Source organism: Bacillus sp. C1 (genome assembly GCF_054570475.1).
On record NZ_JBTMZT010000001.1, the window covers coordinates 821,035 to 836,498 of the forward strand.

At 36.7% G+C, this 15,464-nt stretch carries 20 protein-coding genes and 1 pseudogene; 15 read left to right on the forward strand and 6 right to left on the reverse strand.

Annotation, left to right across the window (positions count from 1 at the left end; genetic code table 11):
- Position 1: 1 nt before the first annotated feature.
- The 13 genes from nusA to ACX5JI_RS04420 all read left to right on the forward strand — a co-directional run bounded on the left by nusA (position 2) and on the right by ACX5JI_RS04420 (position 12,076).
- Positions 2-1,102, forward strand: a complete 1,101-nt coding sequence (nusA, locus tag ACX5JI_RS04360) for a transcription termination factor NusA (protein ID WP_459499851.1) — start codon at positions 2-4, stop codon at positions 1,100-1,102.
- Positions 1,103-1,113: 11 nt separating this feature from the next.
- Entirely contained in the window at positions 1,114-1,386 is a 273-nt protein-coding gene (gene rnpM, locus ACX5JI_RS04365; RefSeq protein WP_000071126.1) for an RNase P modulator RnpM, read from the forward strand.
- Positions 1,387-1,698, forward strand: coding sequence for a YlxQ family RNA-binding protein (locus ACX5JI_RS04370; protein ID WP_001286526.1), 312 nt, complete (start codon positions 1,387-1,389; stop codon positions 1,696-1,698). It begins immediately after the preceding gene.
- A gap of 4 nt (positions 1,699-1,702) precedes the next feature.
- The gene (infB, locus tag ACX5JI_RS04375) at positions 1,703-3,769 is read left to right on the forward strand and encodes a translation initiation factor IF-2 (RefSeq protein WP_459499852.1); all 2,067 of its coding nucleotides are present in this window, start codon (positions 1,703-1,705) and stop codon (positions 3,767-3,769) included.
- Entirely contained in the window at positions 3,766-4,047 is a 282-nt protein-coding gene (locus ACX5JI_RS04380; RefSeq protein ID WP_459499853.1) for a DUF503 domain-containing protein, read from the forward strand. Before infB ends, ACX5JI_RS04380 begins: the two co-directional genes overlap by 4 nt.
- A gap of 15 nt (positions 4,048-4,062) precedes the next feature.
- The gene (gene rbfA / locus ACX5JI_RS04385) at positions 4,063-4,419 is read left to right on the forward strand and encodes a 30S ribosome-binding factor RbfA (RefSeq protein ID WP_002173084.1); all 357 of its coding nucleotides are present in this window, start codon (positions 4,063-4,065) and stop codon (positions 4,417-4,419) included.
- 220 nt (positions 4,420-4,639) lie between these two features.
- On the forward strand, positions 4,640-5,563 hold the full coding sequence (gene truB, locus ACX5JI_RS04390; protein WP_459499854.1) for a tRNA pseudouridine(55) synthase TruB: 924 nt from the start codon (positions 4,640-4,642) through the stop codon (positions 5,561-5,563).
- A gap of 43 nt (positions 5,564-5,606) precedes the next feature.
- On the forward strand, positions 5,607-6,578 hold the full coding sequence (gene ribF, locus ACX5JI_RS04395) for a bifunctional riboflavin kinase/FAD synthetase (protein ID WP_459499855.1): 972 nt from the start codon (positions 5,607-5,609) through the stop codon (positions 6,576-6,578).
- 100 nt (positions 6,579-6,678) lie between these two features.
- On the forward strand, positions 6,679-6,948 hold the full coding sequence (gene rpsO, locus ACX5JI_RS04400; protein WP_001229392.1) for a 30S ribosomal protein S15: 270 nt from the start codon (positions 6,679-6,681) through the stop codon (positions 6,946-6,948).
- 160 nt (positions 6,949-7,108) lie between these two features.
- Positions 7,109-9,262 (forward strand): polyribonucleotide nucleotidyltransferase, encoded by a 2,154-nt coding sequence (pnp, locus tag ACX5JI_RS04405; RefSeq protein WP_459499856.1) that lies wholly within the window; start codon positions 7,109-7,111, stop codon positions 9,260-9,262.
- 157 nt (positions 9,263-9,419) lie between these two features.
- Positions 9,420-10,319, forward strand: coding sequence for a polysaccharide deacetylase family protein (locus tag ACX5JI_RS04410; RefSeq protein ID WP_459499857.1), 900 nt, complete (start codon positions 9,420-9,422; stop codon positions 10,317-10,319).
- 86 nt (positions 10,320-10,405) lie between these two features.
- Positions 10,406-11,644: a M16 family metallopeptidase gene (locus ACX5JI_RS04415; RefSeq protein ID WP_459499858.1), complete on the forward strand. Its 1,239-nt coding sequence runs from the start codon at positions 10,406-10,408 to the stop codon at positions 11,642-11,644.
- A 198-nt stretch (positions 11,645-11,842) separates the two neighbouring features.
- A complete protein-coding gene (locus ACX5JI_RS04420) occupies positions 11,843-12,076 on the forward strand; it encodes a YlmC/YmxH family sporulation protein (RefSeq protein ID WP_459499859.1) in 234 nt (77 codons plus the stop codon).
- Positions 12,077-12,516: 440 nt separating this feature from the next.
- Here ACX5JI_RS04420 and ACX5JI_RS04425 read toward each other — a convergent pair whose 3' ends face one another.
- From ACX5JI_RS04425 to ACX5JI_RS04450, 6 genes are all read right to left on the reverse strand, one after another.
- A complete protein-coding gene (locus tag ACX5JI_RS04425; protein ID WP_459499860.1) occupies positions 12,517-12,939 on the reverse strand; it encodes a hypothetical protein in 423 nt (140 codons plus the stop codon).
- A 119-nt stretch (positions 12,940-13,058) separates the two neighbouring features.
- Positions 13,059-13,163, reverse strand: coding sequence for a YjcZ family sporulation protein (locus ACX5JI_RS04430; protein ID WP_459499861.1), 105 nt, complete (start codon positions 13,161-13,163; stop codon positions 13,059-13,061).
- A gap of 39 nt (positions 13,164-13,202) precedes the next feature.
- Positions 13,203-13,313, reverse strand: a complete 111-nt coding sequence (locus ACX5JI_RS04435) for a YjcZ family sporulation protein (protein WP_459499862.1) — start codon at positions 13,311-13,313, stop codon at positions 13,203-13,205.
- Between the two features lie 41 nt (positions 13,314-13,354).
- Positions 13,355-13,465: a YjcZ family sporulation protein gene (locus tag ACX5JI_RS04440; RefSeq protein ID WP_459499863.1), complete on the reverse strand. Its 111-nt coding sequence runs from the start codon at positions 13,463-13,465 to the stop codon at positions 13,355-13,357.
- Between the two features lie 41 nt (positions 13,466-13,506).
- Positions 13,507-13,617: a YjcZ family sporulation protein gene (locus ACX5JI_RS04445; protein WP_459499864.1), complete on the reverse strand. Its 111-nt coding sequence runs from the start codon at positions 13,615-13,617 to the stop codon at positions 13,507-13,509.
- A gap of 40 nt (positions 13,618-13,657) precedes the next feature.
- On the reverse strand, positions 13,658-13,783 hold the full coding sequence (locus ACX5JI_RS04450; RefSeq protein WP_459499865.1) for a YjcZ family sporulation protein: 126 nt from the start codon (positions 13,781-13,783) through the stop codon (positions 13,658-13,660).
- Positions 13,784-14,126: 343 nt separating this feature from the next.
- Here ACX5JI_RS04450 and dpaA point away from each other — a divergent pair, with 343 nt between their 5' ends.
- A complete protein-coding gene (gene dpaA, locus ACX5JI_RS04455) occupies positions 14,127-15,029 on the forward strand; it encodes a dipicolinic acid synthetase subunit A (RefSeq protein ID WP_459499866.1) in 903 nt (300 codons plus the stop codon).
- Positions 15,026-15,451, forward strand: a pseudogene (gene dpaB / locus ACX5JI_RS04460) (dipicolinate synthase subunit B); the annotation flags it as partial. The gene dpaA and the pseudogene dpaB, both read left to right, overlap by 4 nt.
- Between the last annotated feature and the right edge of the window lie 13 nt (positions 15,452-15,464).

Genomic DNA, 15,464 nt, shown 5'->3' on the forward strand with positions numbered 1-15,464 from the left:
CATGAGCACTGAGTTGTTAGATGCTTTGCTCGTATTAGAATCAGAAAAAGGTATTAGCAAAGATATTATTATTGATGCAATTGAAGCAGCTTTAATCTCTGCGTATAAACGCAATTTTAACCAAGCACAAAACGTGCGTGTTAGCTTTAATCCAGAAGTGGGAACAATTCAAGTTTTAGCACGTAAAGATGTTGTAAGTAATGTGTTTGACCCACGTCTTGAAATTTCTGTAGAAGAAGCAAGACAAATGAACCCGAACTATCAAGATGGCGATGTACTAGAAATTGAAGTAACGCCAAAAGATTTCGGACGTATTGCAGCGCAAACTGCAAAACAAGTTGTAACACAGCGTGTGCGTGAAGCAGAGCGTGGTGTGATTTATTCAGAATTTAGTGATCGTGAAGAAGACATCATGGTTGGTATTGTACAACGCCAAGATGCTCGTTTCATTTATGTAAGCTTAGGGAAAGTAGAAGCTTTATTACCTGTAAGTGAGCAAATGCCGAATGAACAATATAAACCACATGATCGTATTCGCGTATTTATTACAAAAGTAGAAAAAACGACAAAAGGACCACAAATTTACGTATCACGTACACATCCTGGCCTTTTAAAACGTTTATTTGAAATTGAAGTGCCAGAAATTTATGATGGAACTGTAGAAATTCGTTCTGTAGCACGTGAAGCAGGCGATCGTTCTAAAATTTCTGTATATGCAGAGAATACTGATGTTGATCCGGTAGGTTCTTGTGTAGGACCAAAAGGACAACGTGTACAACGTATCGTAGATGAATTAAAAGGTGAAAAAATTGATATCGTTCGCTGGTCAAATGATCCAGTTGAATATGTGGCTAATGCTTTAAGCCCATCACAAGTTGTAAAAGTACTTGTGGATGAGGAGGAAAAAGCAACAACTGTTGTTGTTCCAGACCACCAGCTTTCATTAGCAATTGGTAAGCGTGGACAAAATGCACGTCTTGCAGCTAAATTAACAGGTTGGAAAATTGATATTAAAAGCGAATCTGATGCGAAACAACTTGGTATTGTAACAGAAGAAGACAACATGATCGCATTCGATTCAGTCGAAGACGAAATCGAATAGAGGTGATGATTGTGAGCAATCGAAAAGTTCCGTTACGAAAATGTATTGCAACGCAAGAAATGAAGTCAAAACGCGAGCTCGTTCGCATTGTTCGTTCCAAAGAGGGCGAAGTGTCTATTGATGTAACTGGAAAAAAATCAGGACGCGGTGCATATTTGTCAAAAGACAAGGAATGCATTATCCAAGCGCAAAAGAAAAATATTTTGGAACATCATCTAAAAGCGAAAATCGACAGTTCCCTTTACGAAGAGCTTCTTGAGCTTGTTGAAAAGGAGTCGAAATAAGTGTCCGATTGGAAATCATTTTTAGGACTAGCAAACCGCGCTCGGAAACTCATTTCGGGTGAAGAACTTGTTTTAAAAGAAGTACGAAGTGGCAAAGCAAAGCTTGTATTGCTTTCTGAAGATGCGTCAGCGAACACTACAAAACGTATCACTGATAAGACCACGTACTACAATATACCAATGAGAAAAGTCGAAAATCGACAACAATTAGGGCATGCGATTGGGAGAGATGAGCGAGTCGTTGTAGCTGTGTTAGATGAGGGCTTTGCGAAAAAGCTGCGTAGCATGCTTGATACAACTTACCGGGGGTGAAGGTATGAGTAAAATTCGAGTACACGAATATGCAAAGAAGTACAATATTTCAAGTAAAGATATTATTACAAAACTAAAAGAAATGAATATTGAGGTTTCGAATCATATGACAATGTTAGACGATGAAGTAGTAAACAAATTAGATAATGAGTATAATAATGAAGCAGAAAAACCTTCTGTTGCAGATGAGTTTGAAGTAGAAGAAAAAGTTGTTCGTAGCAAAAAGAACAGCAATAAGAAGAAGAAAAAAGGCAAAGGAAATGAAGACAAACGTCAAGATAACTTTGCTGGAAGACAACAAACGCAAATAGTAGAGACGCCAGATAAAATTACTTTCTCTGGAAGCCTTACAGTAGGTGACCTTGCTAAAAAGTTAAGCAAAGAGCCATCTGAAATTATTAAAAAGCTCTTTATGCTAGGAATTATGGCAACGATCAACCAAGATTTGGATAAAGATACAATTGAGCTAATTGCTACTGATTACGGTATCGAAGTAGAAGAAGAAGTAATTGTAAGCGAAACTGAGTTTGAAACTTTCATTGATGAGCAAGATAATGAAGAAAACTTAAAAGAGCGTCCAGCTGTTGTTACAATTATGGGACACGTTGACCATGGTAAAACAACATTACTTGACTCTATCCGTAATTCAAAAGTAACTGCTGGCGAAGCTGGTGGAATTACTCAACACATCGGTGCATACCAAGTTGATGTAAATGATAAGAAAATTACGTTCTTAGATACACCGGGTCACGCGGCATTTACAACGATGCGTGCTCGTGGTGCACAAGTAACAGATATTACAATTCTTGTTGTTGCAGCTGATGACGGTGTTATGCCACAAACAGTTGAAGCGATTAGCCATGCGAAAGCAGCTGGAGTACCAATTATCGTTGCTGTGAATAAAATGGATAAACCAGCAGCAAATCCAGATCGCGTAATGCAAGAATTAACAGAATATGAATTAGTTCCAGAAGCTTGGGGTGGCGATACAATTTTCGTACCAATTTCTGCAATTCAAGGCGAAGGCATTGACAACTTGCTAGAAATGATTCTTCTTGTAAGTGAAGTAGAAGAATATAAAGCAAATCCAAATCGCTATGCAGCTGGTACTGTAATTGAAGCGCAACTTGATAAAGGAAAAGGAACAATCGCGACATTACTTGTTCAAAATGGTACACTTCGAGTTGGAGATCCAATCGTTGTTGGAACTTCATTTGGACGCGTTCGTGCAATGGTAAGTGATATCGGTCGTCGCGTTAAAGTTGCTGGCCCATCTACTCCTGTTGAAATTACAGGTTTAAATGAAGTGCCACAAGCTGGTGATCGCTTCATGGCATTTGCTGATGAGAAGAAAGCACGTCAAATTGGTGAATCACGTGCACAACAAGCATTGCTTGCGCAGCGCGGTGAAAAATCTAAGTTAAGCCTTGAAGATTTATTCCAACAAATTCAAGAAGGCGAAATGAAAGAAATTAACCTAATTGTGAAAGCAGATGTACAAGGTTCTGTAGAAGCAATGGCAGCATCACTTCGTAAAATTGATGTTGAAGGTGTAAAAATAAAAATCATCCATACAGGCGTAGGTGCGATTACAGAATCTGATATTATTTTAGCTTCTGCATCTAATGCAATTGTCATCGGATTTAACGTACGTCCTGATGTAAATGCGAAGCGTACAGCTGAATTAGAAAATGTTGATATTCGCTTACACCGCATCATTTACAAAGTAATCGAAGAGATTGAAGCAGCAATGCAAGGTATGCTTGATCCTGAATTCGAAGAAAAAGTAATTGGTCAAGCGGAAGTTCGTCAAACGTTCAAAGTAACGAAAGTTGGAACAATCGCAGGATGTTATGTAATAGATGGTAAAATTACACGTGATAGCGGCGTACGTATTATTCGTGATGGCGTAGTAATTTATGAAGGGCAACTTGATACGTTAAAACGTTTCAAAGACGATGTAAAAGAAGTTGCACAAAACTATGAGTGTGGTATTACAATTGAGAAATACAACGATCTTAAAGAAGGGGACATCATTGAGGCTTACATTATGGAAGAAGTGAAGCGATGATCATTGCTTCACTCTCATTTGAGTGTATGATTTATGATGTGCATTCTTTAAAAGAGAAACGAGCAATTTTACAACGTGTGTTAACCCGTCTGAAACAGCGCTTCAATGTGTCTGTTTCAGAAGTGGGGTACCAAGATGTATGGCAACGTACAGAAATTGCAATTGTTTCCGTATCCTCAAATCGTGTTGTCTGTGAAAAAGAAATGAATCGTGTACTTTCGTACATTGATTCATTTCCTGAGATTGAACGTACGATAACACAATTGGAATGGTATTGAATGAGGTGAATAGTTATGAAATTACGTGCGAACCGTGTGGGCGAGCAGATGAAAAAAGAATTAGGCGACATTATTAGTCGTAAAATTAAAGACCCACGTATTGGATTTGTTACAGTAACGGATGTACAAGTGAGTGGAGATTTACAAATTGCTAAAGTGTATATTTCTGTTTTAGGAGACGAAGAACAGAAAGAAAACACATTAAAGGGCTTAGCGAAGGCAAAAGGCTTTATTCGTTCAGAAATTGGCCAACGTATTCGTCTTCGTAAAACACCGGAGATTTCCTTTGAATTTGATGAGTCTATCGGATATGGTCATCGAATTGACACACTTTTACATGAAATTAATAAAGACGGTAAACGTGAAGAATAATGGATAGACATTTGTCTATCCATTTTTTCAATGGAGGGTAAGTTTTGCATATTAGTGTGTTCAAAAGGAAGGATAAAGAAAGCTGTGCATTTCGAAGTGAAGAAGCCAAAAGGAGACTGAGTGTTGCTGGATGTACATGAGGTATGGTGAAGAAATGTGATTGCTATTTATGCCGGATTTTTGGATACCTTCTACAAAAGTATAACGATGAGGTGAACGTATGGAAGGTGTATTACTATTACATAAACCAAAAGGAATGACATCACACGATTGTGTATTTAAATTAAGAAAGATATTGCGTGAAAAGAGAATTGGCCATACAGGAACGTTAGATCCAGATGTAACAGGTGTATTACCGATCTGTGTAGGGCGTGCTACAAAAATTGCGCAATTTTTAACAAGCGAAACAAAAACATATGAAGGTGAAGTTACACTAGGATTTTCGACAACGACTGAAGATGCTTCTGGTGAAGTAGTGGAAAAACAAGATGTAAATCGTGTAATTACACGTACGGAAGTAGAAACTGTATTAGCAGAATTAACAGGTACAATTGAACAAGTCCCCCCCATGTATTCAGCTGTAAAAGTGAATGGGAAGAAACTATATGAATATGCAAGAGCAGGACAAGAAGTTGAACGTCCAGTTCGGACAATAACAATTCACGAGTTTGTGCTACTTGATAATCGTGAAGTATTTGAAGGGGAGAATATTTCATTCCGTTTCCGCGTTACATGTAGTAAAGGAACATATGTCAGAACATTAGCGGTTATGATTGGTGAAAAACTAGGATTTCCAGCACATATGTCACATCTGGTGAGAACGGCTTCAGGAGAATTTGTGCTAGAAGATTGCATATCATTTGAAGAAATTGAAGAAAACATGCAAAATGGAACAGTAGAGTCTATTTTCATCTCAATTGATGAAGCATTAAGTAAATTTCCAAAAATGGTTGTAGATGAAAAACAAGCAGAAAAGATAAAAAATGGCATGTTTTTAAAGAATGAACTGCAAGTGACAGCTCCGTTCATTACAGTATTTGATAAAAACAGGCGTTGTTTAGCGATTTATGAACATCATCCAAAACACCCTGGTATGTTAAAGCCAATGAAAGTGCTTGTGAATAATCAAGAACTAAAGCTATAATGAATTATTGGAAGGATTATTACAGAAAAAGGTGAATTCAAGCGTGAAACTCATTCATTTAACTCATCCACATGAACAAAATAAAGTAGAATTACCACCTACTGTAATGGCATTAGGATTTTTTGATGGCATTCATTTAGGGCATCAACGTGTGATTCGAACAGCAAAAAAAATAGCGGATGAAAGAGGGTACAAAAGTGCTGTCATAACGTTTCATCCACACCCATCGGTTGTATTAGGGAAAAAAGAAGCGCATGTGGAGTATATTACACCGCTATCTATTAAAGAAAAAGTAATTGCAGATTTAGGGATTGATATGTTATATGTAGTGAAATTTGATGAATTATTTGCTGGATTACTGCCACAACAGTTTGTAGATGAATATATTATTGGGCTAAATGTAAAGCATGTAGTAGCTGGTTTTGACTATTCATATGGACGTTTAGGAAAAGGGACGATGGAGACTTTACCATTTCATGCAAGAGGGGAGTTTACACAGACCGTGATCGAAAAAGTTGAATTTCAAGAAGAAAAAGTAAGTTCTACAGCATTACGAAAACTCATTCGAAATGGAGAAATGGAACAAATTCCATCTATTTTAGGTAGAGCTTATACAGTAGAAGGAACGGTTGTGCACGGGGATAAACGTGGACGTCAAATTGGCTTTCCAACAGCTAATGTAGCTTTGAGTGATGAGTATCTTCTGCCACCTGTTGGTGTATATGCGGTAAGATTAAAAGTTTATGATGAGTGGCATGATGGCGTATGTAACATTGGTTATAAACCAACATTTAAAGAAGAGGAACGTAAGTTGTCTATTGAAGTGCATCTATTCCATTTCAATGAGGATATATATGATCAGGTTGTTGCTGTTGAGTGGCATATGCGCATTCGAGAAGAGAAAAAGTTTAATGGTATTGACGAGTTAGTTGCTCAAATTGAAAAAGATAAAAAAACAGCACAAGAATATTTTAGTACCGCAAAGAATATACTTGCTTTTTCAAATGAAAAGTAGTATTCTATGTTATGTACTTTATGACAACCATTGCTTGGCATTGCGACTCACCGACGCTTGCTAGGTAATTGGGGGTTTAATTATTAGGAGGTGAAATAGGATGGCTTTAACACAAGAGCGTAAAAATGAAATCATTGCACAATTTAGAACTCATGAGACTGATACTGGTTCTCCAGAGGTTCAAATTGCTGTCCTAACAGAGCAAATTAACACTCTAAATGAGCACTTACGTACTCACAAGAAAGATCATCATTCACGTCGTGGTCTATTAAAGATGGTTGGTAAACGTCGTAACTTACTTACTTACCTTCGTAATAGCGATATCACACGCTACCGTGAATTAATCACAAAGCTTGGCTTACGTCGATAGTCAAAGAAGCGGGAATATTCCCGCTTTTTTGTTAGGTAAAAATATATCTTCTACTCTTTATAGCTTACTTAATTTTCGGCAATACTAGAGGAAGAATATTGTGATATACTATCCATTTACATAGAAGAATTGAATATTTTAAATTGAGAGGGGTACTTAAATGAGTCAAGAAAAGCAAGTCTTCTCGATAGATTTAGCTGGTCGTCAGTTAACGATTGAAACAAGTCAGCTTGCAAAACAAGCAAACGGAGCAGTATTAGTAAGATATGGCGATACAGCAGTTCTATCTACAGCAACTGCATCAAAAGAACCAAAAAATGTAGATTTTTTCCCGCTTACAGTAAACTATGAAGAGCGTTTATATGCAGTAGGAAAAATCCCAGGTGGTTTTATTAAACGTGAAGGTCGTCCAAGTGAAAAAGCAATTTTAGCAAGTCGTTTAATTGATCGTCCAATTCGTCCGCTTTTCGCAGATGGTTTCCGTAACGAAGTACAAGTTGTCAGCATCGTAATGAGTGTTGATCAAGATTGTTCTTCTGAGATGGCGGCTATGCTTGGTTCTTCATTAGCATTATCGATTTCAGATATTCCATTTGAAGGTCCAATTGCAGGCGCAACAGTTGGTCGCATTAATGGCGAATTCATTATTAATCCAACAGTAGAACAGCAAGAGCAAAGTGATATTCACCTTGTTGTAGCTGGTACTAAAGATGCGATTAACATGGTCGAAGCAGGAGCTGATCAAGTACCTGAAGAAACAATGTTGGAAGCAATTATGTTTGGACATGAAGAAATTAAACGTCTAATTGCTTTCCAAGAGGAGATTGTACAAGCAGTAGGTAAAGAAAAAACAGAAGTGAAACTTTATGAAGTGGATGCTGATCTGAACCAAGCTGTACGTGAAATGGCAGAAAAAGATATGCATTCAGCAATCCAAGTGCATGAAAAACATGCACGTGAAAATGCAATTAACGAAGTGAAAAAGCGTGTTATTGAGCATTATGAAGCACAAGAAGCTGATGCTGAGACATTAGGACAAGTAAATGAAATCCTATACAAAATTGTAAAAGAAGAAGTACGTCGTCTAATTACAGTTGAAAAAATCCGCCCAGATGGACGTAGAGGTGACGAAATTCGTCCTTTAGCATCAGAGGTTGGTATTTTATCTCGTACCCACGGTTCTGGTTTGTTCACACGTGGGCAAACACAAGCATTAAGTATTTGTACATTAGGAGCATTAGGCGATGTGCAAATTTTAGATGGTCTTGGTGTAGAAGAATCAAAACGCTTTATGCACCATTATAATTTCCCATCCTTTAGTGTTGGTGAAACAAGACCGATGCGTGGACCAGGTCGTCGTGAAATTGGTCACGGTGCATTAGGAGAACGTGCTCTTGAGCCTGTTATCCCATCTGAAAAGGATTTTCCGTATACAGTTCGTCTTGTATCTGAAGTTTTAGAATCTAACGGTTCTACTTCACAAGCAAGTATTTGCGGTAGTACATTAGCGATGATGGATGCGGGTGTACCACTTAAAGCGCCAGTTGCTGGTATTGCAATGGGGCTAGTGAAATCTGGTGAACATTACACAATTTTAACAGATATTCAAGGTATGGAAGATCATTTAGGTGATATGGACTTCAAAGTAGCAGGTACAGCAAAAGGTGTAACTGCATTACAAATGGACATTAAAATCGATGGTTTATCTCGTGAGATATTAGAGGAAGCATTACAACAAGCGAAAGTTGGTCGTATGCACATTCTAGACCATATGTTATCTGTTATTGCTGAGCCTCGTACTGAGTTATCTGCATATGCTCCAAAAATTATCACAATGACGATTAATCCGGATAAGATCCGTGATGTGATTGGACCAAGTGGTAAACAAATTAATAAGATTATTGAAGAAACAGGTGTCAAAATTGATATCGAACAAGACGGCACAGTCTTTATTTCATCAATTGATCAAGAGATGAATGAAAAGGCGAAGAAAATTATTGAAGATATCGTTCGCGAAGTACAAGTAGGGGAAATCTACTTAGGAAAAGTAAAACGTGTTGAAAAATTTGGTGCTTTCGTTGAATTATTCAGCGGTAAAGATGGACTTGTTCATATTTCTGAACTTGCACTTGAGCGCGTAGGTAAAGTAGAGGATGTTGTGAAAATCGGTGATGAGATTTCAGTTAAAGTTATCGAGATTGACAAACAAGGCCGTGTAAACTTATCTAGAAAAGTATTGCTAAAAGAAGAGCAAGAAAAAGAAGCTGCGAAAGAAGAAGCTTCAAAAGAAGAAAATACACAAGAACAGAACTAAGTGAAAAGCCAGAATCCCTGGCTTTTTTATTATAAAAAAAACAGTAACAATATAGATTTTACAGCCAGATAGGTATACTTTTCATCATAACGCTCAAATTAACAAAGATAAGAAGAAAATGGTTTTTTCGTTGTGGATTGTTAATGGGAGGGTGTATATGAAAACACGTATATTTGCATGTATAACTATATTCTTTTTTTGTATAGGGGTATATTCATATTCAGTGGTTGCAAAAGATAATTTGTATGAAGAAATTCAAAAGCAGGCAAAACAGTATGTAATCGCCCCGCAAAATGCAGTAATCGATAAAATTTGGAAAGCGACACCAGGATATAATGGGAAGAAAATTGATATAGAGGCGTCTTATAATAATATGAAGAAGCTAGGAGGGTTTAATGAGAAACAGCTTGTCTTTCGAGAAACATCACCTAGCGTTCATTTAGAGGATTTATCTCCATCTCCGATTTACCGTGGGCATCCGAATAAGAAAATGGTCGGATTAACAATAAATGTAGCTTGGGGGAATGAGTACTTACCTCGTATATTAGAGACGCTAAAAAAACATGATGTGAAAGCAACGTTTTTTTTAGAAGGACGTTGGGTAAAAGAAAATTTACGTTTTGCAAAAATGATTGTGGATGCAAAACAAGAAGTCGGGAATCATTCTTATACACACCCAGATATGAAAACGCTATCTAGAAGTCAGATACAAGAACAATTACAAAAGACAAATCAAATTATAGAGGCAGCTACAAATCAAAAAGTACGATGGTTTGCACCACCAAGTGGAAGTTTCCGTGATGAAGTTGTAGAAGTGGCGGATGAATTAAAGATGGGGACCATTATGTGGACAGTTGATACAATTGATTGGAAACGTCCAGAACCTGAAGTGCTCCTCCAGCGTGTGATGCAGAAAGTACACCCGGGTGCAATTGTATTGATGCATCCGACATCCCCAACAACAGAGGCGCTAGATACGATGATTTCGCAGCTTAAAAAACAAGGATATAAAGTAGGAGGCATTACAGAATTATTAGATGAAAAACGTATTGATTAAATACATTTGCATGACATTCATGTTCAAACTTGTTATCATTAAATAATAGCAATTATTTAGAGAAACTGGCATTAGGAGGAAAGTTTTTGATTAAAAAATATACTTGTAAAAATGGTGTAAGAATCGTTATGGAGAATATACCAACTGTTCGTTCTGTTGCAATTGGTATATGGATTCATGCAGGTTCAAGGAATGAAAATGAAAAAAATAATGGAGTTTCGCACTTTTTAGAGCACATGTTTTTTAAGGGGACAGAGACGCGTAGTGCGAGAGAAATTGCAGAGTCATTTGATAGTATCGGTGGTCAAGTGAATGCATTTACTTCAAAAGAATACACGTGCTATTATGCAAAGGTACTTGATGAGCATGCAAAATATGCGCTCGATGTGTTAGCTGATATGTTCTTTAACTCTACATTTGATGAGGAAGAATTGAAGAAAGAGAAGAATGTTGTATTTGAAGAAATTAAAATGTACGAGGATACGCCAGATGATATCGTACATGATATGTTAACGAAGGCGACATATGAAACGCATCCACTTGGGTATCCAATTTTAGGAACAGAAGAAACACTTGAAACGTTTACTGGTGATACGTTGCGTCAATATATAAAAGATCACTATACACCTGAAAATGTTGTCGTATCGATTGCAGGAAATATTGATGAATCATTTCTTCAAACAGTGGAACAATATTTTGGTGATTACGAAGGAACAACAAATCGGGAACAAGTACATAGCCCAATTTTCCATTTTAATAAGGTTTCTCGTAAGAAGGAAACAGAGCAGGCTCATCTATGTTTAGGATTCCAAGGATTGCAAATGGGGCATGAAGATATTTATAACTTAATTGTATTAAATAATGTATTAGGTGGCAGTATGAGTAGCCGTTTATTCCAAGAAGTGCGCGAACAACGAGGGTTAGCATATTCAGTGTTTTCTTATCATTCTTCTTATGAAGATACAGGGATGTTAACACTTTACGGTGGCACAGGAAGTCAACAATTAGATACGTTATACGATACAATGCAAGAGACTTTAGAGACATTGAAAAATACAGGTATTACAGATAAAGAACTTGTGAATAGTAAAGAACAGCTTAAAGGGAATTTAATGTTGAGTTTAGAGAGTACGAATAGCCGTATGAGTCGTAATGGTAAAAATGAATTACTTCTTAGAAAGCATCGCTCTCTTGATGAAATTATTGAGAGTGTAAACAATGTGACGAAAAAAGATGTAGATGCATTGGTTCGCAATATGTTTACAAATGAATTTTCTGCAGCACTTATTAGTCCAAATGGAGAGCTTCCAAAAGGAATGAAATAAGACGAAATAACCGTATCTCTTACGAGGAGATACGGTTATTTTTATACACCAACTTTTTTAGCATTATAAGAAATTTTGAAGGTTAGAAAGAGGACTCCATGTTCTTGGTATTTTTTAGAGACATGTAGAATACGTACTTATTATAGGATGAAATTTGAAGGGAATGCAGGCAAGTCTTTTTGTAAAGGAGAGAGGCATATGCGCTTAAGCGAATTAAGTGGAAAAGAAATTGTGGATTTAGAACGTGCGGAAAAAATGGGAGTTTTAGGTCATGCTGATTTAGAGATTAATGAGAAAGACGGGAAAATTCAAGCTCTCATCATACCGGTTGGCAAATGGGGGGGGTTGAAACGAGAACAACAAGAAGTAAGGATAGACTGGAGTAGGATTAAGAAAGTCGGGCATGATATGATTATTTTTGATTTGGAATAGTAGCAAACCTATTACAAATCAATCATTTGAAATTATGTAAATGCTTTCGTTATATAAATCCAAATTAAAAAACTAACATCAAATCATTCTTTTCAGATGGATGAGAGGATCCGGCCATGGATAGAAGCGGTCAGTGCCTTTTTTAGCCCCATTCCATGTGAAGACAGAAGGAGAAAATGAGTGAAGGTCTCCAACTGTTCTTCATAACCATAATGTATCTGTTAGAAAATCAAATTGGATTTATATATATGAACAATATTCTATTTTACGGACTAGCGATTATAAAAATAGGGTACACCTTTTCATTGGTTAAAAGGTGTACCCTATTTTAAATATAAGAGTAGAAAAGTATTACACAGTGTTTAGTATTGAAGAAGGAAAGTATATAAAAAATGTGTACGATAGAAGTATTCGAATATTACTTATAAAATAGATGAAAGTTATTTTTCGTCAGCATTTTCTTCTGGTTTTTGATTATTAGTATTGAATAAATTACCTACTAAACTAAGCAATTTATTTCCACCTTCACTATTTAAAATATTCATTAAAAATTCAGGGTCCTGAACTTTTTTTAATAGTGTTTCTATAAGTACAGATTTAGCAATGCCTAGTAGTTCTGTTGAATCTAAGTGTATATTGAAATAAGGAATATTGATTTGGAGTGGAAAAGGGATATTAGACTTAGATTCTTGGGTTTTATTGATGTTACTCGTTGTTGGTTTGGAAGTAATAAACTTCTCTATTTTTGCTACCTGTGCGATCAATTCTTTTTGAACTGAATTTTTAATTTTTGGTTCTGTATTCTTTGGAATAGATAAAAGTTGACAAGAAACATTTTCGGGGAAATGCGGGAGAGATTCCATTTTTTTCTCCTTTCGCAGTGAACGTATAGATTGTCTTAAACATATGTTATATGAGGTAAGGATTGCTTCACATTATGTGAAGCAATCTATTGTCTAACTTTAACGGTGCAAAGAGGATGTCACTTAGCTAAATAAACGATAATAAGCAGAATAAACAACACAACGATTAAAGTAAATTGGTTGTAGCCACCACAGCTGTATCCATATGCTTTTCGTTTAGCCAAGAGATTCCCCCCATTCTAAATAAAAATGAACTTTATAAACTAACAAAAGTAAGCAGCACCAACAATAATAAGCAAAATGAACAACACGACGATTAAAGCGAATCCGCCATAATTGCCATAGCCGGATCCATTTCCTTTTTGTTTAGTCAAGAGATTTCCCCCCATTCTATACAAAAGTGAGCTTTATAAAACTAATAATAATAAATAGCACCAACAATAATAAGCAAAATAAACAACACGACGATTAAAGCGAATCCGCCATAATTGCCACAGCCGGATCCATTTCCTTTTTGTTTAGCCAAGAGATTTCCCCCCATTCTATACAAAAATGAGCCTCATAAAATTAACGATAATAACCAGCACCAACAATAATAAGCAAAATAAACAACACGACGATTAAAGCGAACCCGCCATAACTACCATAGCCGGATCCATATCCTTTTTGTTCAGCCAAGAAAATCCCTCCATTCTAAATAAAAATGAAATGCATAAAATTAACGATAATAACCAGCACCAACAATAATAAGCAAAATAAACAACACGACGATTAAAGCGAACCCGCCATAGCTACCATAGCCGGATCCATATCCTTTTTGTTCAGCCAAGAAAAATCCCTCCATTCAACAAAAAATAGACTTCATAGCGCTGTCGAAATTTCTAGCAATATAGATAGTAATGAAAGCAAGCTAATTTCAACGATATGAACAGCTTGTGCTTGCTTGTCAATACAATGTTAATATATGTCAGAATTAGTAGATGGTTATGTGCTTTTATATTAATTTTTTTAATTAGAGGACAAGTGTCATTAATCAATTTTAAAAATATGATATTAAAATTTATGTATATTTAAAATATCCGTTTGAAGTCAATCACCCAAAGCTTATACATTACATATGCTATGGAGGAAAAAGAAAAAGTAGGCACTTTTCTTATAAATGAAAGAAAAAGAAGGTGAAGTAGGGAATGTTGACTGAGATGCACATTGCTGTCATAGGAGGAGATGCAAGGCAGCTGGAGGTGATTCGGAAGTTGGTTGAACTTGATGCCAAACTTTCATTAGTAGGGTTTGATCAACTGGATCATGGATTTACAGGGGCGGCAAAAGAACATATGCACGATCTAGATTTCACTTCTTTAGATGCAATTATTTTGCCGGTAGCAGGAACAAATCCAAAAGGGGAAGTAGATACTATTTTTTCAAATGAAAAAGTTGTTATTACGCAGGAACAAATTGAAAAAACACCAGCAAATTTTACTATATATTCCGGAATTGGTACACCTTATTTGGAGAATATCGTATCTGTAACAAATCGAAAACTTGTGAAATTATTCGATCGTGATGATGTGGCGATTTACAATTCTATCCCAACTGTAGAAGGAACATTAATGATGGTAATTCAAAATACAGATTATACGATTCACGGTTCAAACGTAATGGTTTTAGGATTTGGTAGAACTGGGATGAGTGTAGCTAGGGCTTTTCAATCATTAGGAGCACATGTCAAAGTAGGAGCAAGGCGTTCGGAACATATCGCTCGTATTTCGGAAATGACGTTTTCTCCTTTTTACATGGAGCACATTGAGAAGGAAGTAAGTGATATTGACATTCTTATTAATACAATTCCACACCTTGTAGTAACGGCAAGTGTCATTTCACAAATGCCAGCACACACTTTAATTATCGACCTAGCTTCTAAGCCAGGTGGTACGGACTTTCGCTATGCAGAGAAGCGGGGAGTTAAAGCATTGCTAGCGCCAGGTCTTCCGGGGATTGTTGCGCCGAAAACAGCGGGACAGATTTTAGCAAATGTTCTTTCTCAGCTATTAACAGAAGATATGATTGCAAGAGAGGGGGATGAAAAATGAGTTTGAAAGGGAAACGAATTGGTTTTGGATTTACAGGTTCACATTGTACGTATGCAGAAGTTATGCCGCATGTAGAAAAGTTGATTGCGGAGGGAGTGGAAGTGCTTCCGGTTGTTTCCTATACTGTCCAAACAACGAATACGAGATTCGGTGAAGGAGCGGAGTGGATTGAAAAAATTGAAGAAATAACAGGAAATAAGGTTATTCATTCTATTGTAGGAGCAGAACCACTTGGGCCAAAAATCCCATTAGATTGCATGGTGATTGCTCCTTTAACAGGAAATTCAATGAGTAAATTCGCGAACGCAATGACCGATTCGCCAGTATTAATGGCGGCAAAGGCGGCACTGCGAAATGGGAAGCCAGTTGTGTTGGCTGTTTCGACAAACGATGCTCTTGGTCTTAATGGGGTAAATCTAATTACACCAACAAGGT